Source organism: Aquiflexum lacus (assembly GCF_015476655.1).
Classification (GTDB): Bacteria; Bacteroidota; Bacteroidia; order Cytophagales; family Cyclobacteriaceae; genus Aquiflexum; species Aquiflexum lacus.
Genome location: NZ_JABFHF010000025.1, coordinates 62,374 through 86,859, shown reverse-complemented (window position 1 = coordinate 86,859; position 24,486 = coordinate 62,374). Strand labels below are relative to the sequence as shown.

At 35.8% G+C, this 24,486-nt stretch carries 18 protein-coding genes; 8 read left to right on the top strand and 10 right to left on the bottom strand.

Features of this window, described 5'->3' with window-relative positions:
• From HMJ38_RS19265 to HMJ38_RS19255, 3 genes are all read right to left on the bottom strand, one after another.
• A partial coding sequence (locus HMJ38_RS19265) for a transposase (protein WP_228779986.1) occupies positions 1-310 on the bottom strand: 310 nt, incomplete at its 3' end.
• A gap of 426 nt (positions 311-736) precedes the next feature.
• Positions 737-2,503: an AAA domain-containing protein gene (locus HMJ38_RS19260; protein WP_194976065.1), complete on the bottom strand. Its 1,767-nt coding sequence runs from the start codon at positions 2,501-2,503 to the stop codon at positions 737-739.
• Entirely contained in the window at positions 2,503-6,558 is a 4,056-nt protein-coding gene (locus tag HMJ38_RS19255) for a sacsin N-terminal ATP-binding-like domain-containing protein (RefSeq protein WP_194976064.1), read from the bottom strand. Before HMJ38_RS19255 ends, HMJ38_RS19260 begins: the two co-directional genes overlap by 1 nt.
• A gap of 458 nt (positions 6,559-7,016) precedes the next feature.
• Here HMJ38_RS19255 and HMJ38_RS19250 point away from each other — a divergent pair, with 458 nt between their 5' ends.
• Together HMJ38_RS19250 and HMJ38_RS19245 are read left to right on the top strand one after the other, a co-directional pair.
• Positions 7,017-8,843, top strand: coding sequence for a DEAD/DEAH box helicase (locus tag HMJ38_RS19250; protein ID WP_194976063.1), 1,827 nt, complete (start codon positions 7,017-7,019; stop codon positions 8,841-8,843).
• Between the two features lie 219 nt (positions 8,844-9,062).
• Complete coding sequence (locus HMJ38_RS19245; protein WP_194976062.1) at positions 9,063-9,239, top strand: hypothetical protein; 177 nt, start codon at positions 9,063-9,065, stop codon at positions 9,237-9,239.
• A 48-nt stretch (positions 9,240-9,287) separates the two neighbouring features.
• Here the strand turns inward: HMJ38_RS19245 and HMJ38_RS19240 are convergent, their stop codons facing one another.
• Together HMJ38_RS19240 and mobC are read right to left on the bottom strand one after the other, a co-directional pair.
• Entirely contained in the window at positions 9,288-9,908 is a 621-nt protein-coding gene (locus tag HMJ38_RS19240) for a hypothetical protein (RefSeq protein WP_194976061.1), read from the bottom strand.
• 717 nt (positions 9,909-10,625) lie between these two features.
• The gene (mobC, locus tag HMJ38_RS19235) at positions 10,626-10,883 is read right to left on the bottom strand and encodes a plasmid mobilization relaxosome protein MobC (RefSeq protein WP_194976060.1); all 258 of its coding nucleotides are present in this window, start codon (positions 10,881-10,883) and stop codon (positions 10,626-10,628) included.
• 2,043 nt (positions 10,884-12,926) lie between these two features.
• Here mobC and argB point away from each other — a divergent pair.
• The 4 genes from argB to argJ all read left to right on the top strand — a co-directional run bounded on the left by argB (position 12,927) and on the right by argJ (position 17,415).
• Positions 12,927-13,751 (top strand): acetylglutamate kinase, encoded by an 825-nt coding sequence (gene argB, locus HMJ38_RS19230; protein WP_194976059.1) that lies wholly within the window; start codon positions 12,927-12,929, stop codon positions 13,749-13,751.
• Between the two features lie 13 nt (positions 13,752-13,764).
• Positions 13,765-14,958: an acetylornithine transaminase gene (locus HMJ38_RS19225; protein WP_194976058.1), complete on the top strand. Its 1,194-nt coding sequence runs from the start codon at positions 13,765-13,767 to the stop codon at positions 14,956-14,958.
• Between the two features lie 194 nt (positions 14,959-15,152).
• Complete coding sequence (gene argC, locus HMJ38_RS19220; RefSeq protein WP_194976057.1) at positions 15,153-16,190, top strand: N-acetyl-gamma-glutamyl-phosphate reductase; 1,038 nt, start codon at positions 15,153-15,155, stop codon at positions 16,188-16,190.
• Between the two features lie 10 nt (positions 16,191-16,200).
• On the top strand, positions 16,201-17,415 hold the full coding sequence (argJ, locus tag HMJ38_RS19215; RefSeq protein WP_194976071.1) for a bifunctional glutamate N-acetyltransferase/amino-acid acetyltransferase ArgJ: 1,215 nt from the start codon (positions 16,201-16,203) through the stop codon (positions 17,413-17,415).
• Positions 17,416-17,614: 199 nt separating this feature from the next.
• Here argJ and HMJ38_RS19210 read toward each other — a convergent pair whose 3' ends face one another.
• Positions 17,615-18,154, bottom strand: coding sequence for a hypothetical protein (locus tag HMJ38_RS19210; protein WP_228780154.1), 540 nt, complete (start codon positions 18,152-18,154; stop codon positions 17,615-17,617).
• A gap of 87 nt (positions 18,155-18,241) precedes the next feature.
• On the opposite strand from HMJ38_RS19210, the gene HMJ38_RS19205 reads away from it, so the two are divergent.
• Together HMJ38_RS19205 and HMJ38_RS19195 are read left to right on the top strand one after the other, a co-directional pair.
• On the top strand, positions 18,242-18,982 hold the full coding sequence (locus HMJ38_RS19205) for a CBS domain-containing protein (protein ID WP_194976055.1): 741 nt from the start codon (positions 18,242-18,244) through the stop codon (positions 18,980-18,982).
• Between the two features lie 255 nt (positions 18,983-19,237).
• The gene (locus HMJ38_RS19195) at positions 19,238-19,549 is read left to right on the top strand and encodes a hypothetical protein (protein ID WP_194976053.1); all 312 of its coding nucleotides are present in this window, start codon (positions 19,238-19,240) and stop codon (positions 19,547-19,549) included.
• Between the two features lie 359 nt (positions 19,550-19,908).
• Here HMJ38_RS19195 and HMJ38_RS19190 read toward each other — a convergent pair whose 3' ends face one another.
• The 4 genes from HMJ38_RS19190 to HMJ38_RS19175 all read right to left on the bottom strand — a co-directional run bounded on the left by HMJ38_RS19190 (position 19,909) and on the right by HMJ38_RS19175 (position 24,083).
• The gene (locus HMJ38_RS19190) at positions 19,909-21,153 is read right to left on the bottom strand and encodes an NAD(P)/FAD-dependent oxidoreductase (protein WP_194976052.1); all 1,245 of its coding nucleotides are present in this window, start codon (positions 21,151-21,153) and stop codon (positions 19,909-19,911) included.
• A gap of 9 nt (positions 21,154-21,162) precedes the next feature.
• Positions 21,163-22,200 carry a hypothetical protein gene (locus tag HMJ38_RS19185; RefSeq protein ID WP_194976051.1) on the bottom strand — a complete coding sequence of 346 codons (1,038 nt, stop codon included), beginning with the start codon at positions 22,198-22,200 and terminating at the stop codon, positions 21,163-21,165.
• 184 nt (positions 22,201-22,384) lie between these two features.
• The gene (locus HMJ38_RS19180; RefSeq protein ID WP_194976050.1) at positions 22,385-23,416 is read right to left on the bottom strand and encodes a hypothetical protein; all 1,032 of its coding nucleotides are present in this window, start codon (positions 23,414-23,416) and stop codon (positions 22,385-22,387) included.
• Between the two features lie 106 nt (positions 23,417-23,522).
• Positions 23,523-24,083, bottom strand: coding sequence for a helix-turn-helix domain-containing protein (locus HMJ38_RS19175; protein WP_194976049.1), 561 nt, complete (start codon positions 24,081-24,083; stop codon positions 23,523-23,525).
• Positions 24,084-24,486: the final 403 nt, after the last annotated feature.

Here is a 24,486-nt window from a genome sequence, read left to right as displayed (position 1 = left end):
TCATGTCTCTGATATGCTGGTTTTCGGCCAGTACTTTGCCGCAAAAATACTGTAAGGCCCAGTCTGTGTTGTAACGCTCCAACAATTGCCTGTCACTGGTGTTGAGATAGGCCTTCAGGAACATCAGTGCAAACATTCCTTTGCCACCGAACCAGCTTGGTGCACCTCTTCCAGAGCGTTCCTCGGGAAGGCAGGAAACCAGATCATCCCAGGGGATTGAATCATGTATCTGACCAAACAATGAATTCTTGAAAAAATGATATTTTGGAGAATATCCGTCGAAATCTTTGAAAAGAGGAAGCTGTGTCATAACTTTAATTGTATTTAAGTCTGCAACCTTAAAATACAAAAAAGAAAACCCCGAAAAAAGCTAAAAACAGCCAAATTCGGGGTTTTTGTGTTATGTTTTTGTTAAGTTATTGACTGAAAATCAGTATCTTAAAGGATTCGCAAGAAGCCCTAAAGGTAAGTTTGGGTATCAATTTTAAACCTAACTATTTCATGGGATATAGAAACCTTAATTCAGTATTTTTTCAATTCAATTTCATTTTCTATTTAAATGATTCGTTTATCTTAAAATTCTCTTGAATTCACAAATAATAGAAACTATAGGATATTTCGGGCTGAAAATCCAAGTCATTTAATTTAATGAAGAAAAATTCTATCCTTATTAATTGGCTCAGATAAATTTGATACCATAAACTTCATTAGAAATTTTTCTATTCGAATTTATACTTCATTGTTCTATTTTTTTAAGTTCTGGATCAGTATTTATATAAAATGAAAAGTCCTCATTTAGCCTGATTAAGTATTTCTGTACTTGATTGTCAACCTGAGAGCGAGTTAAAACATCTTTATCTGCTATAATTAATGTATGCCTTCTGGATCTACTTGTTGCTACGTTGAAAAGTCTGTTTTCTAAAGACCGATGATAGCTGGAATTGGGAACAACAAAAATTGTAACGTCTGTTGTTAAGCCCTGAACTCTTGATACTGTCTCAATTAGTAAATTCTTGTGATATCCAACAGTCTGAAATATTGCCTTTTGCAAAGCTTTTGTAGTTTCAACAAAGTAGGTCAATACAGAAATATGCAACTTTTCGTCTACAATCAATAAGTGTTTGACTATGTCTGCAGTAAGTTTTAAGGCATTTTGAGGTTTGAAGTCTCCAACTTTTAAGTCTGTTTTTATGAGAGTAGGTCCACCATTAGGATTAAAAAGTTTCCCGCATTCAAAGTTCATTTCAGGAAATGAAAGCCTTGTGTCCCTTTTGGCTCTTGATTTTAAATTGTCCTTATAAAAAATTCCTGTATAATTTGCTGACCTATCTGTTAAACGGTGTGATTCAGTTAATTGAAATATTGGCAGTGATGCATTGTCAGATAGAGCTTTAAGGCCGTCAATTAATGCACCATAGTTTTTGCGGTTTACTTTATCATCACTTAACACCACAACGGGAGGTAGCTGTCTGGTATCCCCAATCCAAATGTTTTTCTTGCCTAATAGCTTTGAACCCCCAAACATCCCAAGCAATGCTTGGCTGGCTTCGTCAACAATTACATAATCAAATGGTGGCTGGCTATTAGTTTGTGCTGCTTGGCCACTAGTTATGTAAAATGTTGAGAGGATTAATTTCCCGGGTTGCGGGCTAACATCTTTAGTTTGCTGAAGGTCAATGTGAATCTTTGCCTCATCAACTGATAATTTTGTTTTAAAAATTCTGTGTTCTTCAAGCAGATTTTTTAAAGCTGGTTTTTCAACTATTTCTATTAATGCTCTATTAGTTAATGCAGTAATTAAAACGGTCTTTTCTTGTTGACAAAGTTTTTCACAAATCTCTGCAATCATATAGGTTTTACCTGTTCCAGGGGGGCCTTGAATGATTAACGTGTCTTGTAAGGCTAATTGAGTTAATACGAAATCTGCAATATTTTTTTTATTGCCAAGTAGGGAAGGTGTCCAATCGGAATTATGGAAATCTTGGTCTAAGATTTTATTAACGGATTCATTGGTTTCATTCTGAATGATCTTTTGAAGGTTTACAATGTATTCGAATGGGGGTTTATTTGGCCCCAATAAAAGAATCATTCCTTCAGCATCTTGAATGTGTGATGAAAACTCTAAATCAACTCCTCTAAAGCCAGCAATGCTAAATTCCTTATCATTTGAAGGAGCTTGCCAAATACATACAATTTCGGAATAATTGGTTTTCGCTTTTACAAGATCACCATAAGTTCTATTTTTCCAATTTCTGTAATCTCTTAGATCTTTGGCAACGGTAAAACAATAAAGATATTCTCCTTGTCTTGGAAGGCCACGTTTGTTAGAAAATTTTAAAATCATTTCGCCTTCGTGAAATTTCAGAAATTGGGCCACGAATAATTCCTCACGGTCTTTCAAGAGGAATTGGGCAGGAGTATCTAATTTCTGCTTATAAGCTTCAGTCTGTGCTCGAAGCTCTTCTTCTAAAAATCGCCAATGCTCTTGTCTGGTGTATCTCATTAGTGCAGTAATCCTTGTTTATCACCACCAACTTCTTTGACATTTGTTTTACGGTTATCGAAAGCATATTCTTCAAATGCCTTTGCCATACTGAAATTTGGTGCGTCAAGTTGAAAATGAACGTTTCTTACGAATCTGAAAACTTCAGCAAATTTCACCAAACCTTCGAATGAAAAGGTAGAAGTTTCAAACTGAACGTGGAATTCAGAGTTCGCTCTTAACAGTCCTTCTAAATTAAGAACCTCTAAAACTCCATTGCCCCGATGAACCCAAAACATAGAATTATGCTTGCTTAATTGTAACCATTCGTTTGGCCTAATATTAAACTTGTAACTGGTGTTTCGATAACTTTTCACCACTAATGGATATTCTATTCCATTTTTATTTACTCCATTGACTACTGAGTTATTCCCTTTTCCATTTGTAAAATCAAAACCTTCTTTGCTTAAATGTTCAAATACCAGTTGTCTTGCTATTTCATTTTCCTCATTTTTACCCTTTTGATCGAGATGATTGGTGCTTGATATTGTTATTATGGATTCGTCTTCATCGGCATCAATTTTTGAAATTAGGTTTAAAAGCTGTTCAATCGTAAGGTTCTTTTCCTTCAATAATTTTTCTATGCTTAAAATATCAATAGATTGTGTAGGATTTTTAATTCCATCATTTTCAATGATTTGCTTAGATTTGATTTCCTTTGCCTTCTCAATTGCTTCGATAAAATGTACATTTTTATGAATGCTATCAAGGATAATCCCTTGTTCCATTAGCCAGATTGAGATTTCTTGTTCATCAAGTTGAAGCAGCAGACGTAATTCCTCATCTAACCCAACAAGTTCCATTAGTTTGGAAAGTGCGGGAAGCAACGAAAACATAGTAATCGGATTGGTCCATTTCCCTCTATAATAAAATTCATTTTGTTTTCGAAATACATTGAGACTTGGTCCCATGATAATCTCGTTTTGATAGTGAAAAGAAAGTTTGATTTGATCTGCCTTGTAAAATGCTGTATTTTCTATAATCTTATCCAGTCTTTTTAGTTCTAGAGAGTATTCTATAAATTGTTTTTTTTCAATTATAGCAACGAAGTATGGGAGAATTTCAAAAAGTTTATTTTTAAGGACATCAAGCTTTTCAGCTTTCTCAAAAGTAGGAATGAACTCGTCAATTATTTGAACATTAAATAATGCGATGAGGCTTTCAAATGCTTCCGAATTTGTTTCGCAATTATCAGGAATATAAATAATTTTCAGCCTTTCCGATTCATTGTTAAATCCATCTATTTTTATCCACTTAAGCTCGTTTGTATTCTCAAATCTCCCGTTGACAGAAAGTAATTTGTTTTCACTTGCCCATTGGAAAATTGCCTCCTTCTTTTCTTTAGAATAATTTTTTAATTGAGAAGCAATTCTGTTATAAATAGACCCAATTGTCTTTGTATTGTACTTTCTTATTACTTCACCTTCTTCAGTTTGTTGAGCAATATTTTTAAGAATGAGTAAATAATCATCTAACTCTAGTTTTTCTTTTAAGGGTAGAATTCTTCTCCAATTATCTGATAATGGTTCATCATAATCTAAAACGGCCAGATGTCTTCCAGCAATCTCAATTATATCTTTATCATTTACAAAAAGGTCTTTTGCTTTACGACATTCTCTGTCTGTTGAAGGGAATATGCTTGAATTCTCAATACACCATTGAAAATAGTTCTTAACAGGATGCTTACTTCCATAGTATCCCCAAGGCATATAAGCATAATTTGGTACTGTAGATGGTTGAACTGTTTTAAATGCTTGTTGCCAAAAAAGTTTTGAGAATTTATATTCTTTCGCAAATTCTGAATACCGTATCTTGTCTAAATAAATTGGATTAGATGAACCTAATAGGTGAGGATAACTATGCCCCTGTTTTGCTTCGTTACCTACTTCAACAAAATAACTCCTTTCAATCCCATTTACTTTATTAATACTTGTATTTAAATGGATTATCGAAATGTTTTCACTTACTCCTATCTTAAGAAATAAGGTCTTCCATTCACTCGTATAATCATCAAATAGTTTATAAGTTGTAGAGACGTATTTCCCTGCCTCATTAATTTTTTCTATTTTGAGAGAGGGTTCATAGAAATCTGAAAGATAGCATTCGTTTGCAGGGAAAAATCCATTAGTTGTTGTATAGAGTTTTAGGTTTTGCAGTTGAGCGTAATGCCATTCGCTTAATGCACCTTTCTTATGTTGATTAAAAATATATCTTGTAATTTTTAGATAGTTTGTTTTATCAATGCAAGTGTCAATATTGCCGATAATTTCATTTTCTAGATAAGCAGTATCTGATGGTTCTTTAACCCCTAATTGTTCAAGCCATCCTCTAATTTTACTATTTTTATCAATTTTTGGATAAACTTCACTATGAATCACGGAGACTCCTTCCCCAAATTCTGTCTCAAAAGATATCGAAGGAAAGCAAACCGTTTGTGGGCTTTTCAACTTTTTACCCTTGGCATAAATGAATGGAATTGATTTTAGCTTTTCGTTCCATTCTCTGGAATCATTTTTCACTACCTTATCGTGAAAATACTCTATCAAATAAAAATTCTCTGGAGGTTGGTGTTTACTCTTGAATATATCCGAAAGGAAAAATGACTCAAGATTGTCCGGTTCAAAAAACTTTGCCCCAAACATTCTTAACTTATCTAAACGTTGAAGCTTTGAATCGATGAATGAATCTTTTGTGTAACTAGTTTTCTCATTTTGATTTATAAATTCAATTACAGTTTCTTGAGAAATAAAATTTAATTCTGAAAGGCCAGTTCTATCAACTATTATGTCAGCTATCCTTTTTAAGGTTGAATTTTTAGATGGGACAAATGCTTTATGAATTATGGCATTTTCCAATGAAACATCAAAGGAAGCTTTTAATTCATTGAAATTAATCAAATATTTTGAAGGTAATAACTGAAGTAGTTGTAACTTGAATTTGCTATTGGCAAGTATTTCTAACCATTCAATTGTTTTTTCGGCAGTTAATTTAAAAAGCCATTGATTCCAGATCCTATCTTCGTGAAGTCCCTCTCTTGCTGCATTAGTAAGGAAACTTCCATTTAGTAAAAATGGAAATGTAAAGTCTAAAACCTTGGTAGGTAAGTAGGTAAAAATTAAACTTTCTTCATTTTGAAGTGGCTTAATTTTTCCTCTCTCGATTTTAGCAGCAAACGATAGCTCAGTATATTCAGCTATTTTAAGTTTTTCAGGTGTCTTTCCGTCTTGTTTTAATTCTACCTTTGTTTCCTCAGGTATGGCAATCTCCTCAAACGTTTTCGTGATCCAAGAACTGATTTCTTTCCCATCGTTATATAAAACAACCTCATTGAATGAGTGATCTTGGCTTTTTATTTTCTTTTCTATAGAGCAAATTGGAGTTCCATTACTTGATACCGAAATTTTTGAGACTTTTCTTAAGAATAAAAGGATTTGTCCGTTGTTAAGTAATTCATTTAATTCAATTAGTAATTCATCAGACTTTCTTACTTCTATTATGGTAGAAACAGCATAATTATATTCCGAAATGCATTTTTGGACAGAACTACTCAAATCAACCAGTTCTGTCCAAATAGGAATTATTTGCCAAGGTAATTTTGTTTTATGTATTGCTTTGTCAAAGCGAAATTGATAACCATCTGAAAATATTGTTACATGTTCAGACTTACCAAAAACTGATTTAAAGCCAATTCCTTTATATCCTGTTTTCGTTGGGTCTGCACGTTTAGTGCTAGATCCAGCTCCAGTTAGGGAGATAATATCTTCTTCGTCAAATGTCTTGCCGTTGTGAGATACAATTAAATAATTCGGCAAAAAGTCAAAGTGAATTTCATTATTTGTGTCTTTTGCAGCATCATCAGCATTTTGTATCAACTCAAAAACAAATCGTTGACTTTCAGAATAAATATCGCTAGAAACTGTATCAAGTAGGTTAGCTACCATTTCCGCCTGTCTTTCCGTACTGAAAGTTGCATTTTCCTTATATAGGTTTTTTATAAAAGTTTTCTTACTCATCATTTACATGGTTAAAATTAAAGTGTTTTAAGATGTTGAGATTGGGCGAAAAAGAAATGTTTTTCAAAACTGAGGCTGTTATTGCATTGGCATCTTTCTCTTATGTTTTTTTAAGGAGTTTAAGACGTCCTAATTATAGAGTCAGTATTTTTAATGGGATTTCCTTTAAAGAGGGTTTTGCTTCCAAACCTGAATATATTCCTGAAAATATCAAAATTAACTTCTTGAATTTTGTAAGATGAGCTTGACTTTTGTAATTAATTTTTCCAATTCTTTTACTTTTTTTAAATTTCACCAAACCTATCGATTTCAAACCACTCAAAAAATCCCCTGAACAGGGTATTTTTATAAACTTTATAAACTCCTTAGCAACAAAGAATCCATTCTATCCATCTTGTATTTCATTTTTATGATAACCTTCTTATATTAGGTTCTGGAATTAAATTTTTAAAAACTTACTGATGTTAGGCCACCAGACTTTTACTGTAAGAAAACACTCCCAAAATTCGACAAGGGTAGAGCACCTAAATGGGAATCACTATTGGACTACCAAGAAATTTGATGTTCCTGAAAACACAAAGATTTCATTATTTGTAAGAGATCTCAATTCAGATAATAAGACAATTAAAGCTGAATGGGCCTTGGATTATCTCTATAGGGAAGGTCAGACAAGAAATTTCAAGGTCTCCAGTATCACTAAAGATGAAATCAGACTTAAAGGACTCACAGGTGATAACCATACTATTCCCAATGGACCTGATTACAGTTACCCCTTTGTGGAGTCGGATATAGGTAAAATAATTGCTTTGCCCATCAAAAAGATTTTCAACCACAACAACTTACTTGAATTTGATATTAACGGATTTGTAGACTTAGGAAAAGCAATCGTTCCCTATTACATCAACACCGATCTTAGGCAATATCAGATCAAAGCCAAAGTAGAAATCTACGATAAATGGAAAAAAGGTCTGAAGAGCGTCTTGCTTCAAATGCCAACGGGTACCGGAAAAACAAGATTGTTTTGCTCCATGGTCAGGGAGTTTCATATTGCCTCGCAAAAGGATGATATTAGACGGGTTTTGTTGGTGGCCCACAGAGAGGAACTTATCCTTCAGATCAGGGACACCCTTTCCAAGAATTTTGGACTGAAAGCAGGGATCATCAAAAACGGATATGAAGAAGAGCCTAAAATCCCCATACAGATTGCGTCAATCCAAACTTTAAAAAACAGAGAGCTTACAAGAATCCCTTCTCTTGTAATCATAGATGAAGCCCATCATGCCAAAGCAGAAACCTACCTTGAGCTTTGGAAGAGGTTTCCTGAAGCCAATTTCCTGGGAGTGACTGCAACACCATACAGGTTAACAGGGGAGGGGTTCACGGATTTATTTAAGGCATTGATCACCACACCCTCCATCAGTCAATTTACAGAGGATGGATTTTTGGCTCCTATAAAATATTATGCCGTGAAAGAGAAGCGGAAATTTCTTTCCCTTGTGGGCATGAAGGGTGGGGATTACAAAGAAAGTGACCTTGAGGAATTTCTGGATACAGAGAAAAGCAGAAATGTATTGGTGAGGACCTACCAGGAATTGGCAGAAGGTAAAAAAGGGTTGGTCTATTGCGTGACAAAGAAGCACAGCAAGTTTGTCAAGGAGGCCTATTGTAATGCAGGGATTCCTGCTGAACACATAGACGGTGATACACCACCTGAAATTCGAAAAGAAATTATATCCAGATTCATCAAAGGGCATTTCAAAGTACTTTGTAATGTTGATATTTTTTCCGAGGGATTTGATTGCCCTGACATAGAGTTTGTACAACTGGCAAGACCTACAAAATCACTGTCTAAATACCTGCAACAGATTGGCAGGTGTACAAGAACGCATGCATCCAAAGGGTACGGGATCATTCTGGATAATGTGGGGAACCAACTTGAAAATGGAATTTTCAATCATGAATGGGACTGGGATTACTATTTCAGAGGTTATGCTGTCGACATAATGGATAGCGAAAATCCTAGCTTTGGTAATGGTATGAGAGAGTGGAAACTAGAAGAGGAGGATGATAACCTGGAACTGATCCTTGATCCGGGGATAGAAGAAGCAGACCCAGAAAAGCAGTATAAGGAAAATTTTGAAATCAGTTTTCACCACTTCCTAGACCAGGGCCTTAAATCGAGATACAGACAAATACATGCTATTGGATACAGTGATGAAGAAGTTATGAAAGTCCTCAAATTGCTTCACCCGCTTCAATTTGAGTCTGCAGAATCCCAATATATGTAATACCAAAAATGTAAATCAGAACTGGAGAAACTTAAAAACCAGAGAGTAGAGTTTGAACAGGAAATTATTCAAAGGAAAATTGAAATTTCAGAGTCTGATGCTTCAAAGATTGAGAAGGATATCCTTTCTGAATTCCCCAATCTTCAGTCTGTCTATTCAAAATTAAAAGAAGCGGGCATATTAAATGAATCTGACATCGAAGGTATCCTAAAACTCAAAATGAAAAGTGAATATGACTCTTTTCTTAAACGGGCAGAAGAGGCAAAAAGTGGTCAGCCGCAGCTTCAGGAGATTTTGGATGAATTATCTGAAAAGATAGAAATGGTAGACGAACGGATTTTCAAACTGAACGAAGAGATATTTCAAATGGTAGAGCCTCTTTTGGTGGAGAAGTAGGTATGGTTAAAACATATGTGTGTGCTTTAGGGTTTAAAAGATTATTTCTTATTCTGTTTTTTGAAAGTAATTTGCCACCAACCAAATTTCTCTCAGGGAGATTCTTTTATCTAGGCAATAAACTGAATACCACAAGAATAAAACAGCAGCAAGGGAAAACCAAAAATTTAAAAATTCCACAGAAAACAAACATTTTTTTTCAATAACAACTGTTCGAATGAAAAAGTAAATTATCAAAATAAAAATTTGGTAAATGGTGCAATAAAGAAAAGTCAAAAGAGAAAGTTGCTTTTCCATTAGTCTTTGTAATTTTCTTACATTTTTGTCGGAAGAAATTTGCCTTAGATAAGATTGAGAAAATAGGTGAAATCTAATTTCATCAATTGAAACTTCCGATCCGGGTTTCCATTCAGGATTAAAATTTGACATACATTTTTCAACATCGTCAGAGTTTGAGGAATTTTTTACAAAAATTTTCTTAATCTGCTTATTATAGAAATAGTTATCCAAAAATGCGACATGGATGGAATAGGTAATCAACCCCATAGTAGCTGCAGTTATAACAAGAAATAAGGAGTCTTTTGAAATATTAATTTCATCAATATTGATTTCAAACAAAAACATGTAAATCAACAACCCCATAAATCCAGAGGCAATATATCTTAGCAAGACCGAGATTGACTCAGAAAGTGTTTTAGTGTTTGAATTCATTTTCTAATCTTAGATATGTAAAATAAAATAGTAAATGAGGCATTAAAATCAACCATTAATAAAGCTCAATCAAATCAGTATAATTGAATCAACAATATTCATGAAATTGTTAAATTTAATGATAAATTCAAAATTAAATTCCATATTGATAGTGTTTTAACATATTTTTAGTGTGTAATACTATTTATTTCTTTTTTTGTTTCAGGTTTGATGGATAGAGATTTCACTTACAAAGACTGCGGCATCAATACCCGAAAAGGCAAAAATAATTTTTATGCGGTTACAGATAAACTCTGGGAACAGTATGGTGTGGGTAAGGGCATACTTTGCCTGGAATGTTTCATAGCAAGACTGGTAAGGGAATTCAAAAAAAGAAAACTTTATTTTGTGTGCATTAAACTATCGTGATAACCCTATGGTCAGGGAGATTTTGGACCTGAACACTGAAAAAAACAACAAATAGTCAATGATTTTGCAAATTGGAATCTTTTTTTTAGTCCTTGAAAAGCGCATGTTTAAATTCAGCGACGAACAAAACCCTCATATATTTCCCCGGTTGATTAGGAAGTCATAAACTGACCAAGTAGCAAAATGATTTAACTCAATTTCTCAAAGCCCGTTATTCAAATCAATAATTTGAACTGCGTATGTTCTCTGTAAGATCTCATCTAAAATCTAAAAGTCACTTTCTTGGTCCTTCTTTTTCCCAAGCATTTTTCTTAGAAATTCCATCTCACTTTGAATGCCCTCCAAATCATTTTTAATTTCTTTACTTGTGTATGATCCACCTAGTGTATTAAGCCTCTTTGCAATTTGATTTATATTATTTCCAATCCGAGCTAAGCTTATACTCGCTTCCTTTTTAAAAATATATTCTATGACTACTGGTTTTATATTTGGTATTTTATGATATGGATTTTTCACTAAGTCCATAATGTTTTTAGAGAGATTTCTAATGTGCTTTTCCTTTCTAAATTTATCTAAAAACTCCTTATCCTTTTGATTAATTCGAATCTTAAAATATTTACTTTTTACTTCAGATTCTTTAAGTTTTTGATCCCCATTTTTGTAATTGGGTCTTGATTTTGAATTGATTCCATACTGTTGATTTTTTATTCTGACAGACCAAAGGGAGAGTAGACTTTCAGACCGAACGGGAGGAAAGTAAATCGTTCCTACGATTTCGAGGAAAAGGGCTGAATTTTTCAGGGCTTTTAAGAATGTATATACATTCTTCTACCTCGCATGTACAACCTAAAAAAATAATAACACATTTTGAAAAATCTGATTACGTAATAAATTTAAAAAAAATAACACATGTTTTAGAGGGTTTTTACTTTGGATTTACAACAGAAAAAACCCATCATAATTGGGGTTGAATATTTATAATTATTTACATTAAATTATTATAATTCTTTAATGTAAATAGTTATAAATTATACGTAAATAAATTATGTAAATTTTAAATTTACGTATTTAAAATATGCGTAAATACTTTATATAAATTTAAAATTTACGTATTTAAAACACGCATAAATACTTTATGTAGATTTAAAATATGCGTATTTAAAACATGCATAAATACTTTTTATATTTTTAAAATACATTCATTAAGCTCGGATCATTGAAACTCTGTGGATTTATTCTATACATCAAAATAAGCCTAAATACTTAGCTAAATATAATTAGTCCAGTGCCAATAGAAAAAAGCTGCTTTGTCTCTTAATTTTTTAAGTGTCGATCACTTTTCGTTTGACCAAATCATGTATTCTCCAAGTTAAAGCACTTTCGGTAATTTCAGGATCTAAATCAGTCAAAAAGGAACTAAGAGTATCTCGACCGAAATGACCTTTGCCTTTAAAATGCTTCGATATTTGACGGTCAATGATTTTAGACATAACGCAATTTTGCCAGTATTTAAATTTATTGGGAAATTATATATTTACTTATTATTGCCAATACAACAAATATAATGGCATTTAGTAGAATTACTCAAAAATGCCATTAAAATATGTTTACTGGCATTTATGAGTCTCTAATATTATCTCCCAAATTGGATATGGAGGAAACTAGACTATTCTTGATTATAACTATATTTCAATCTTATCACATCCTCTCCAAACATTTGTCGTAAGTCGTGATGTAATAAAGGTTCCATACCTTATCATTTTTAGAATAATGACTATCTTACGCCTCGTACTTCTCATACTGTACAAATTGTTCGAATCATGAATTGCGTATAAAATTCCAAAACATTCGAAACCATTCAAATTAAAAAAATCACTTTTTTTGCCCGCCTTTTTGTCCTCTTTTATTTATAAAATATTAATAATCAAATAAATAGCATAGTCCTGTTCCCGCTACTCAAAAGCCAAGCAGAAATGCTTGGCTTTTTTTTTAGCTCCGCTAGCTCACAAATACAAGAATCATTATTTGTGCAATTAGGTGTCATCATATCTTGTTTTTATTTCTCCTGCTAGCGTAGCTGATCAGCTTGGTGAAGTCTATTTGATAGCGTTTCAAAGCAATATTCCATTTCATCGAACTCCTTTGCGGCAATCTTGGATATCGTACTGTACGAATTGTTGGTATCATGAACTGCATTTAAAAATTCCAATACATTCGAAACCATTCAAATTCAAAAAATCACTTTGATTTGCCCTGCCTTTCACCTTAATCCTCCTCCGACATAATATTTTATTTCTGGTTTTTGAGCCTGACACTATAGCAATCTCATATTCATTTTTTATTTTAACTATGCTTTTTCTAAGTCTCATTTTAACCTATCTAAGGAATTTAGACTATTGAGGTAATTTAGAATAATATTTCCCCCTATCGGAATGGTTATTGCTTTTAAGGAATTATTGTGATTTAGAAGATTCTAAAAATGAAATAAAATTCTGTTTGGAAGAGTTTTGAAAGATATATCACAAAAGTTTTTCAAAATAAAAGTTCAATTTTAACAACCAAAAATTTATGAACCCTTCAAAGATTCTCATCAAGTATGGTGGGAATGCCATGACCAATACAATACTCCAGAAAAAAATAGCAGAACAAATCCACCTGTTAATAGAGGCAGGACATCTAATAGTTGTTGTTCATGGTGGGGGACCATTTATCAACCGTGCACTTGAAAAAGCTGTCATCCATTCCGAATTCATTGAGGGACATAGGGTTACAAGTCCTGAGGCTTTGGTTGAAATCCAAAAGACGCTTATCGGTGATGTCAATGCCAGTTTGGTAAAGATATTCAATAGTTGTGATGTCAGAGCGGTGGGACTTTCCGGCTTGGATGGGAGAATGGTTCTGGCTACCAAGAAGTCGGTTCAAATACCATTGGCTTCAGGAGAAATTGAAAATCGTGATTTGGGCAGTGTTGGTGAAGTCACTCGGATAAATTCTGATCTTATTGAAATCCTTATCAGGAATAATTTCACACCCATTATCGCCTGTATTGCTTCCGATATGGAAGCAAATGCCTATAATGTCAATGCAGATAACTTTGCCGGGGCATTGGCAGCAGCCATTAAAGCTGATTTTTACATTACACTCACCGATGTAGATGGCTTATACCTGAATTTTCCTGACGCATTAAGCATTTTGGATCAGGTCTCCATTAACCAGCTATCGGAACTTTATGGGAGGGTTATCAAAGGTGGGATGATTCCCAAAATCCAGGCCATTGAAGCTGCTTTAAATGCAGGACTGTCTAATGCCCTGATTTTAAATGGTACCAAGCCGGAGCAATTGTATCAGTTTTTTGAAGAGAACAAAAGAATCGGAACTAAGATCATTCACTAAACAAATGGAAATTATGGAAAACATAGATTTACATCATTTAGATCAAAAATACTATTTACCTACTTTCAAAAGAATTCCGCTCACTTTAGTAAGGGGAAAAGGAAGCAAGGTATGGGATATTGAAGGGAAAGAATACACCGATCTTTTGGCGGGTATTGCAGTCAATAATGTTGGTCATTGCCATCCCCAAGTGGTGAAAGCAGTACAGGAACAAGCTGCTGAACTGATGCATATCAGCAACTTTTTTGTCAGTCCGCCTCAAGTAGCCCTGAGTGAATTTCTGGTAAAGCTTTCTGGCCTTGACCGGGTGTTTTTCACCAATAGTGGCGCAGAATCAGTAGAAGGGGCGATAAAAATCGCAAGACGTTATGCACATGCCAATGGAAGAGGTGGGACCATTATTTCTATGGAAAATTCATTCCATGGTCGGACTCTTGCAACCATCGCCACCGGACAGGCCAAATATCAGAATGGATTTGAACCCATTCCATCAGGTTTTGCCCAGGTGCCATTCAATGACTTGGCAGCCTTGGAATCAAAACTTACCAATGATGTAGCAGCCATTATCCTGGAACCTATTCAAGGAGAAGGAGGCATCATCCCTGTCAATCCTGAATACCTCAAGTCAGTCCGTGAATTATGTAATCAACATGACATTCTGCTGATTTTTGATGAAATACAATGTGGAATTGGAAGAACGGGTAATTGGTTTGCCAAAGACCATTACGGCATTCAACCCGACATCATGACGCTCGCTAAAGGGCTTGGGGGAGGTTTTCCTGTTGGAGCTTTTCTTTGTAGTGAGCGTGTCAGCACTGCCATTCAATTTGGTGACCATGGGACAACTTTCGGCGGAAACCCATTGGCTACGGCTGCGGCTATGGCTACCTTGAAGGTAATTACAGAAGAGAATCTTTGTAAGGAAGCAAAAGACAAAGGTGATTGGTTGATGATGAATTTGGAAAGCATGAAAAGTGAATTTCAGGAAATCAAAGAAGTTAGGGGAATAGGACTAATGATCGGAGTGGTCATGAACAAGCCCGCAGCCCCTTATGTTCAGGAATTCCTCAAAATGGGATTTATCACCAATGCCACTGCTGTCAATGTACTGAGATTGGTGCCACCCCTAAATATTGCAAGGAAAGATCTGGAAGATTTCCTGGAGACTTTTAAAACAGTACTCAAGGAGGAACATGTCACTGCTTAAAAATGTGGGTAAACCTTTGAGGTCTTGATAATCAAACCTCTGGTTAAATTCCAAAATTTTGAGACCTCGAAGGTTTTTTAGTCAAAAGAATGCTAATGGTTCATATTTAAAACCTTCAAGGATTGAAAAAAACCTCAAAGGTTAAAGCCTTTTGATTCAATTAAAAAGTCAGATTATTCAGGAATAAAACAACAATGAAAAAATATAAAATAGCAATCGTAGGAGCTTCTGGATTTACAGGCTCTGAATTGGCCCGCTTGCTCGCAAGACATCCCCAAGCAGAGATTATCGCGATTACTTCAGAGACCCATACAGGTAAATTATTTTCAGACCTACATCCCCAATTCTTCGGGATTATAGATCTACCATTGGTCAGTGCGGAATCCGTTACCAAAGCCGAAGTGGATGTTATCTTTTTGGCCCTACCGCACAAAATATCTATGGAATATGTGGCAAAATGGAAAAATCATTCGGCCAAAATCATTGATCTATCAGGAGATTTCAGGTTATCGACTCCTGAGGTTTATAAAGACTGGTACCAAAAGGAACATACATTTCCTGAGGGTTTCGAAAATGCCGTCTATGGCTTGCCGGAATTATTTGCTGACCTTATAAAGAATGCATCTTTGGTGGCCAATCCGGGTTGCTACCCAACTGCATCTATTCTAGCTTTGGCTCCTTTGTTTGCGGAAGGCATTGTGGAAGAAAATTCTGTTATCATAGATGCCAAATCAGGATTGACAGGTGCGGGTATCAAAGCAAGCGAAACTACCCATTTTTCCAATGTCAATGAAAATTTCAAGGCTTATGGGATAGGTGTTCACAGACATACCATTGAAATTGAAGAGCAGCTTTCAATATTGGCTAGATCCAATTGCACCTTACAGTTTACTCCTCATCTGCTTCCTGTGGACAGGGGAATCCTTGTGACAGCCTATGCAAAACTCAAAAATCCTGTCAATCAGAACTCACTGAATGATATTTATCAAAAATTCTACAAAGGGAAACCTTTTGTGAGATTGAGAAATTCTGCTCCGGGAATCAAAGACGTAAGGGGAAGTCACTTTTGCGATATTTTTCCGACATGGGATGATCGCACCCAAAGGGTTGTTATCATATCAGCCATAGACAATCTGCTCAAAGGAGCAGCTAGTCAGGCGGTACACAACATGAATCTTATGCTTGGTCTGGAAGAATCTACCGGACTGCATCAAATACCATTAAGACCTTAAAATCATGACAATGATCAAAAATATTACCAATGTACGTGGCATCAAATGCTGGGGTGCCCATACCGGTGTCAAATCCATGCGCAGAGATTTGGCCATCATTTATTCCGAGGTTCCTGCGGCGGCAGCGGCAGTTTTCACCCAAAATAAGGTGAGGGCTGAACCTGTGGAAATAAGTGAAAGAAATATAAATACCAACCACCGTGCCCAAGTTATTGTGTGCAATGCAGGCAATGCCAATGCTTGTACAGGTGAACAGGGGAGGTTAGGCGCCGAAGCCATGATGAAAGTGACCGCGGAGTTGCTGAATATTCCTGAAGATCATGTCATAATTGCGTCTACAGGTTTGATAGGCGAGCCTTTTCCTACGGAAGATGTGGTCAATGGCATCAGAAACAATATCCATAAACTCAGTGATGATACCAAAGCCGGCTCTTTTGTGGCCAATGCCATATTAACTACTGATACTTTTGCCAAAGAAGGTTTTGTGGAATTCGAGCATGGCGGTGTTCAGATCAATATGGGCGGAATAGCAAAAGGTTCTGGTATGATTCATCCCAATATGGCTACCATGTTGGCATTTGTGGTGACTGATATGAATATTGATGAAAAACTGCTGGACAAAACCCTTCGTTATTGTGTCGATAGATCTTTTAACATGATCACCGTAGATGGAGATACATCTACCAATGATATGGTATCCATCATGGCAAACGGGATGGCCGAGAACACTAAAATCAAATCCGAATCAGATCCCGGATACATTATGTTCAGGGAAAAACTCTTAGAATTACTCACTCACCTTGCCAAATTGATAGTGTCCGATGGAGAAGGTGCATCCAAATTTATAGAATACAAAGTTACCAAAGCCAGAACAGAGGAGACGGCCAGAAAACTGGTCAGGGCAATTTCCGGTTCCACATTGGTCAAAACGGCAATGTTTGGCAGGGATCCAAACTGGGGTAGGATAATTGCTGCCTGCGGTAATGCAGGAATCAATTTCAACTACAGAAAAGTAAACCTTTTTATTGGGGATCAGAATAAGATGATTCAGGTATTGGAAAAAGGGAAGCCACTTGATTTTGATAAAAACTACATCAAAAAACTTCTGAGAGAATCCCAAATCAGGGTACATCTCGAAGTCAATACCGGCAAAGAAAATGGCATCGGTTGGGGTTCAGACCTGACCACGGACTATGTTTTGTTCAACTCCGTGTATACTACATAAAGCAAAGACTGTCTCATAAGGTTCTATGTTCCCTTAAGTCCAAAAAAAGTATTGATTATCGCTTTGGAAACTTAGTGTCTTTGTGTCACAAATTTTCAGGTCTGTCACAAAGACACTAAGACTCAAAGCATATTCGAATCAATTTTGAACATAATTTTGAGTATCGATGAGATAATTAGACAATTGAGACAGTCTATTTTTAATCCTCTTTTCCGGCACCCTTGAAATAATCATCCTTATTGGAGAATAGTACATTGAAAGTAGTCAATGAACCGTAAGCACGGGTAATATATTGTTGGAGTTGAATGCGGTCTTCGTCGTCCAACTTTTCATGGTTATTGATGTTCTGTTCGAGGACCCGGAGTCTTTCTCTGACCATGACTATTTTGTGAAAAAAGGTCTTGATCGGAATTTCTTTGTTACTCATTTCAGGGTTGTAGGGATTGATCGTAACCGTCCCGTTGATCCACTTTTGAGCTAAAGTTACTTTAGGTAGATCTTCTTTGGGTTGGTTTTTTCGGATGACATTTTCTACAGCCATTTCGATTTCTGCCAAGGTGATGGGCTGAAATTCAGCTTCTTTTTTCTCTACCAATTCAAAATTGGGAAAGTCCCGGGCGATGGTCTTGACTTCTGCGGTGAAATTAAAATAGATCTTGTAGTAAGATGCATCTGATTCCACTACAACTCCTTTTCCAAACTTCGGATGTCTGATCTGACTCCCGATTCCTAAATCCATTGCTGACATATTTTTTTAATTTGTTCGTAAAAATTAGGTCAATATAAAAGGTAAATTTATATTTTCACAATCCATTCAAGCTACTTTATGAACGCTATAGACCGACTCCGATTGCTTTTTGAAGAACAGATCAATGTCCTGCCCATTGCTGAAAATCTGGTCATTTTCGAAAAAGAAAATTTTAAAGAGGAAATGGAAAGGAGAAATTTCCATTCCGCTGTTGTCGATGTGGAAGGTGTAATGATGAAATACGATGAGGGAGATGATGTTCTAAAACCCATTTCCCAAGAAGATTTGATGGAGGCCAATACCCCATTGTTGAAGGCATTTAGGATGCTGATTTCCCAAAGAAGGTTTTTTATCAAAGATGAAGATGGGAAATTAAGCTATATTGTAACAAGGACCGATTTGGATAAAATCCCTTTGAGGATAGGGTTTTTTGGATTGATAAGTCTACTTGAAACACATCTCAAAGACATGATCCGCAAGCAGCTGCCACACTGGGAGGAAAGCCTCACTGAAAACAGGCTTAGTCAGGCCAGAAGCCTTTACGAATGGAAGCAAGCCCGAAAGGAAGAAATCGACTTGGTACAATGTTTACAGTTTGGGGACTTGGGTTCGATATTCTCCAAAAACCAACGCTTCAAAAAATTTGATCCAAGTTTAAGCAGGGATCGTTTTGTACAGACTATGAACAATATCGGGCAGCTACGTGATGCATTGGCCCATTCCCAATCCCATTTGGGATTTTCTTGGGATGAAATTGATCAGATGATAGGATTTATTAGAAGCATAATTGACAGGGAAGACCCGATTTTTGAGGCATAGAATTTTTTATTTTTGGGGTAACAGGCAACCTCCAAGTTCTGGTTGTCATTTATTAATGTGTAAACCAGAATCTTTTGATCCAAAAAATCACCATAGAGGAAGCCCTTAAAGGCAATGAAAAAGCGCAAAGGTTGATCTATGAACAATTGGCCAAGCCTTTATTTATGCTATGTCTACGGTATTTGAAAGATCAAGAAGATGCTGAAGATGTGTTCTGCGTAGGGTTTTCAAAAGTATTCCAAAATCTGGCTCAGTTTGAGTACCGATTTTTTTACTTTGACCGCCTACTTTTCTCATTTGTCCCAAAGTGAATTACCTTTCCAAGTAGCCCAGGATTATTTTTTGGGAGTTGGATCGGAAACAGATCTATTGGGAAACAATTCTTCAGTAGTTTGGGGTTACAGGATACTTGGAGAAAACGGCATATTCCAAGATAAGCCGTTTATGTTTAAGGTGGATTATTCTATTACTCCTAAACTTAAAGTTTTTAATTCCTATTTTTCTAAGCCATTTTCTGGAGATTCCCGTGGCGCTAACCTCTTAGGGATATCGTACATGATTTTCTGATAAAAACTATAGGTAAATTATTGTAACAGACATTACAGTAATGTCTGTTACAATAATATTATAGGTATTAAGTTGTTTAGGGACTTGACTAATGAAATTGGTAAGAAATCCTGGACTCAACACATTAATGACAGTTTAAATATTCAACTTCTGCTTTTTAGGGTCAATGCCTTTTGCACCTTCAAGAGATTGCCACGTCGCACGAAAGCCTCCTTTACAAAATCAGATTCTCTGAAGTGCTCCTCGCAATGACGCCCCTAAAATTTTGTCCAATTAGTAAATAATCTGAAAATCCGTTTTCTTTCCAATATTGTGAAAGCTGCTTTCTTCGGTCTCCTGTCTTCGGTCTTCCAGCCTTTTCAATACCTCCCAACCTCAAAAGCGCTGATGTCCATTTGACTGAGGAGACCCTCGTGAAGTTCAGCAAGGATTTTCCCGGTTCCCGGAGCAAGGCTGATGCCCATCATGGAATGCCCGGTACCAACAAGTACATTTTTCCATTTTGGCGCGAATCCAACATATGGTAGCCCATCCGGTGAACAGGGTCTCAGGCCTTTCCAGATTTCTTCCGTTTCGGGAAACTTACTTTCAAAATCAGGATAGAACCTATTGATGGATTCAAAGATTCCTTTTACCCGGTTGATGTTGATGGATTCATTAGTTCCTGCGATTTCCATGGTTCCGCCAAAACGTACTTGATTGCCGTACGGACTTACAGCTACTTTCATTTCAGTTAAAATAGAGGCCTGTTTGATTTCCGGGTTATTTTCCTGTACAAAACTATAACCTTTTCCTCCCATCATGGGTAATGAGAATTCAAGCATTTGGGCCAATTCTGAAGACCAGGCACCACCGCAAAGGATAAACTTTGCACCTTCAATTTTGCCTTCTGTGGTTAGCACCGAATTCACATTTTCGGAATTTTTTTCGAAGCCGATTACTGATACTTTATTTTTGAAGATGACACCTTTTTCCTCCAAATAGTTTTTCAAAAAGCTGTACAAAATGGAAGGTGACAAATGGGCATCTCCTGGAAATAAGACTGCCCCTCTGGCTTTCACTTCAATATTAGGTTCCAACTTTCTTATATCTTCAATTCCAAGGATTTCCGCTTCCAAACCATGTTTCCTTGCTAAATGGGCAAATCCAATCTCTTCTTTTTCCATTTCAGCAGTCTGATAAATCATCATCAGGCCTTTTTCTACCAATCCCAAATTGGAATCCTGATGCTGATTTCTGAATTCCTGATAGAGGGATTTGCTCAACAAGCTAAGATTTTTGAGAAATGGGATGCTTTTTTCCACATGTCGGTTATTGGCAGCCTTGTAAAAAAGCCAAGACCACTCCAACAGTTTTCGGTCAAGACGTGGATGGATATAAAATGGGCTTTTGGCAGAAAACATCCATGAAATCCCCTTGCTGATCATGCCCGGCGCGGCCAAGGGGACAATATGGCTGGGTACAATCATGCCGGCATTTCCTGTGGAGCAATTGACCTCCATGTCTCCTTTGTCTACAATAATTACCTCCACTCCAGATTTATGGAGAAAATATGCTGTAAACAGACCGACGATTCCGCCGCCAATGATAATAGTTGGTTTCATTTATTTTATTCAGTAATTATTGGGTAGACATTTAGAAAGAATCTGATTCTTAAATAGTTTATCATTTTTGATAATATCAAAAAATTCGTGAAGGAAATTCCGGGCTGTTTTAAAGTCACTGGCACTCAAATATTCTTCATATTGATCTATGGTCTCTTTAATCTCAGGTTCTAGTTGGATATATTCCATTCTGACATATTCAACTAAATCTTTGTCCCTGCAAAGACCCCTATAAAGCCTTTCCTGAACTGATTTGATAGGAAGATAATCGTAGGGTATGGCATAAGGAGTGCCAACAAAACCTGCCATATCGAAATCATAGGGTAGTGGGATATGGTTTTTGTTTTTATCAGCCATTACCTTCACATTGTGTTGACCGGTATTTGACCAATCCGTATTTCCAATCATAAACGCAAAAAAATCCTGTCTGACAGCACTTGTGTCATTGATGTAATTTGGCCTGATCACTTTGGCATCTGAAATTTTGTACTGGAATCGCTTTGCTACTTTGTCATCGTCTTCAATGATAAAAGCCACTAGATTATGGGTTTTACTTTTCCTGTCTTTGACGTCGGTCAGGGTAAGGTTGACAAGCCTTGTCTGAAAATGATAAGGGGTAATTGATTCATAAAATTTATAACACATATACTCCTTTACGATAAAACCATTAAACGAATTGGCAAGTTGGCAGGGAAGCACAAGTTTAAGACTTTTATCCTCTGCAAATAGTGTATTTTTTGAATTGGACTTTTTGATTTTTATTCTTATTGGAGGGAAATGACAAATTTTTCTTCTTGTATTTCCACGGGCACGCAATTCTATCTGCAATGAATCCCATTGCCCCATTTCATTTTTATATTTTAAAACTGTGGAAAAAAAAACTGTATCTGATTTCGAGTTCCTCAATTCGTTCAAGGATGTTATCAATTCAAGTTCCAAAGGTTCTTTATCGGAAAAAAGTAGACTGCTTTGAAACCCATACGTTTGGCCTCCTGAAAAGATCAGGATAATAACAAATAATATTCCATGTGCGAGGCTGGATTTCATTGATAAAAATCAGGTTGATTTCAAGATTTAACAAAGAAGAAACTGTTTTTATTTCGACAGGCTAATTTAGATATTCTTTTGTTATCCGAATCAATATTCTATTGATGGATTGTAATACTATAATGCCTCCTGTTTGAAAGAAAACAGTTTCTTTTTTTTTCTTTGATCAAGATAAATGGCTTTTTTAACGACATTTGGATAGTATCTGATCTTTGAATAGCCTGTCATTTTTGAGAATCATAAAAAACTCCCCCAGATACTTCTTGAAATCCGGAATTTCCTTTGGGTTAAGCCCGATATCCAGATTATCTACTATTCCCATGATTTCAGGTTCCAATGCGAGGTATTCAGCCCTGACCTGTTCCAGTATTTCGGGGGAATAGCAGATTCCTCTGTAAAGACGCTCTCTGACATTGCTGATAGGTAAAACCTCACTGGTAGTGGCATAGTTGGCATTGACCAAGCCGCTCATGTCAAAGTCATAAGCAAGTGGGATATATTCTTTATTTTCCAGCTGCATGACTTTGATATTATGCTGGACCATACTGGACCAGTCTGTATTGGCAATCATAAATGCGAAAAAGTCCTGTCTTGCTGCAGAAAGTGGCTGCATCCTCTGTGGGAGTATCTGTTTTTCTTTTGCAATTTTGCCACCATGTCTTTTTGCCACTACATCATCATCTTCTATCCAGAATGATTTTACTTCATAAGTTTTAAAATTCTTGCCACTCTCATCCACTAGCGTCAAATTTGCCAATCGGGTTTCGAAAACATATGGAGTTACCGGTTCAAATAATTTATAACAAAGGTATTCTTTTAACACCAAGTCATTGTGGGCGCTGACTGTTTGGCATGGGACTACAAGTTTCAGGTTTTTATTACCTTCAAATATGGTCCCTTCAGCATCTTTCTTTTTTATTTTTATCCGGATGGGAGGGAAAAAGCATTTGGCTCTTCTGAAATTTCCCCTTGCTCTCATGGCAATCTTTAATGAATCCCAACTCCCTGTAGGATTGATATAATGTATATAAGATGGAAAATAAACTGTATCATCTTTTTCTTTTTTCATCTCTTTGATAGAGAAATTCAGACGGATCTGCATGGGATCCTTATCTGCAAACAAAGGCGAAACATCATTCTTTTGGGCAAAGCCAAATCCCGAAAACAGGGTTATAAAAAGAATGGTGAGGGTCAGTTTATTTAAAAATTTCATCATTTAGGTGGTTTTTTCTTCAATATCGATAATTGAAAATAAATAACCAAAGACCTAAGAATGAAAGTATTATAATTATCCTGCCCTAGATTCGAAAATGTGAAAAACCTTAAAGATCCTGAATAGCAATTCTTCTTTTTTCCTTTAATTTTTTAAAGTGGGAGGGAGATAAGCCGGTGACTTTTTTGAATTGATTGGATAGATGGGCTGCACTGCTGTAATGAAGTTTATATGCTATTTCTGATAAATTGAATTCTTCCAGGATGATCATCTCTTTGACACGTTCGATTTTCAATGATATCACATATTGAGCAATTGTGGTCGCTTCTACTTCTGAGAAAAAATTGGACAAATAGGTATAGCTATGGTTTAGTTTTTCACTCAAGAGCGTGGAGAAATTCACATTTGATTTTTCATCTGAGTGATAAACATAGTCGATGATGACAGCTCTGATTTTTTCAATAAGCACGCCATGCTTTTTTTCAAGGAGTTCCAGTCCGACTTTTTTAATTTTTATGTTGAGTTCACATTTTTGTTCATCGGAGACATCGGATTTTGTTTCAATTTCCCCCATACCGACTTTTATAATAATAATTTCAAGTTCATCTAATGCTTCCTTCACGAATGACACGCAGCTTTGACAAGCCATATTTTTGACATAGATTTTCATAGTGATTTTTTCGGGTTTATAAACTCGCTTGATGTTGATTCAGATCTCTTGAATGATCACTGTACGAATTACATGCCAAACATTGTCCAGACCAGTTCATCAATTCGGGGATATCTTTTATATATGATGATTTATAAGACGCCATTTTACTGTTTTAATCATAAAAAAAGATTTTACCTCATTGGGTTTTGGTGACAAATCTAGGCCATTGTGAAATCAAAAAAATTGCAAATTTTTGATGAAAACTTATAAGATTTTCCGACAAGTACAGCACGTAGATATATTTCTTTAAACCTTTACCTTAAAACAATAAAATTTTACCTTCTATCAAAATTTTCTTTACAATTATAAACTTTATAACGGGTTCATTGTTAGTTTTTTGTATTTAAACCAAGCCATACAA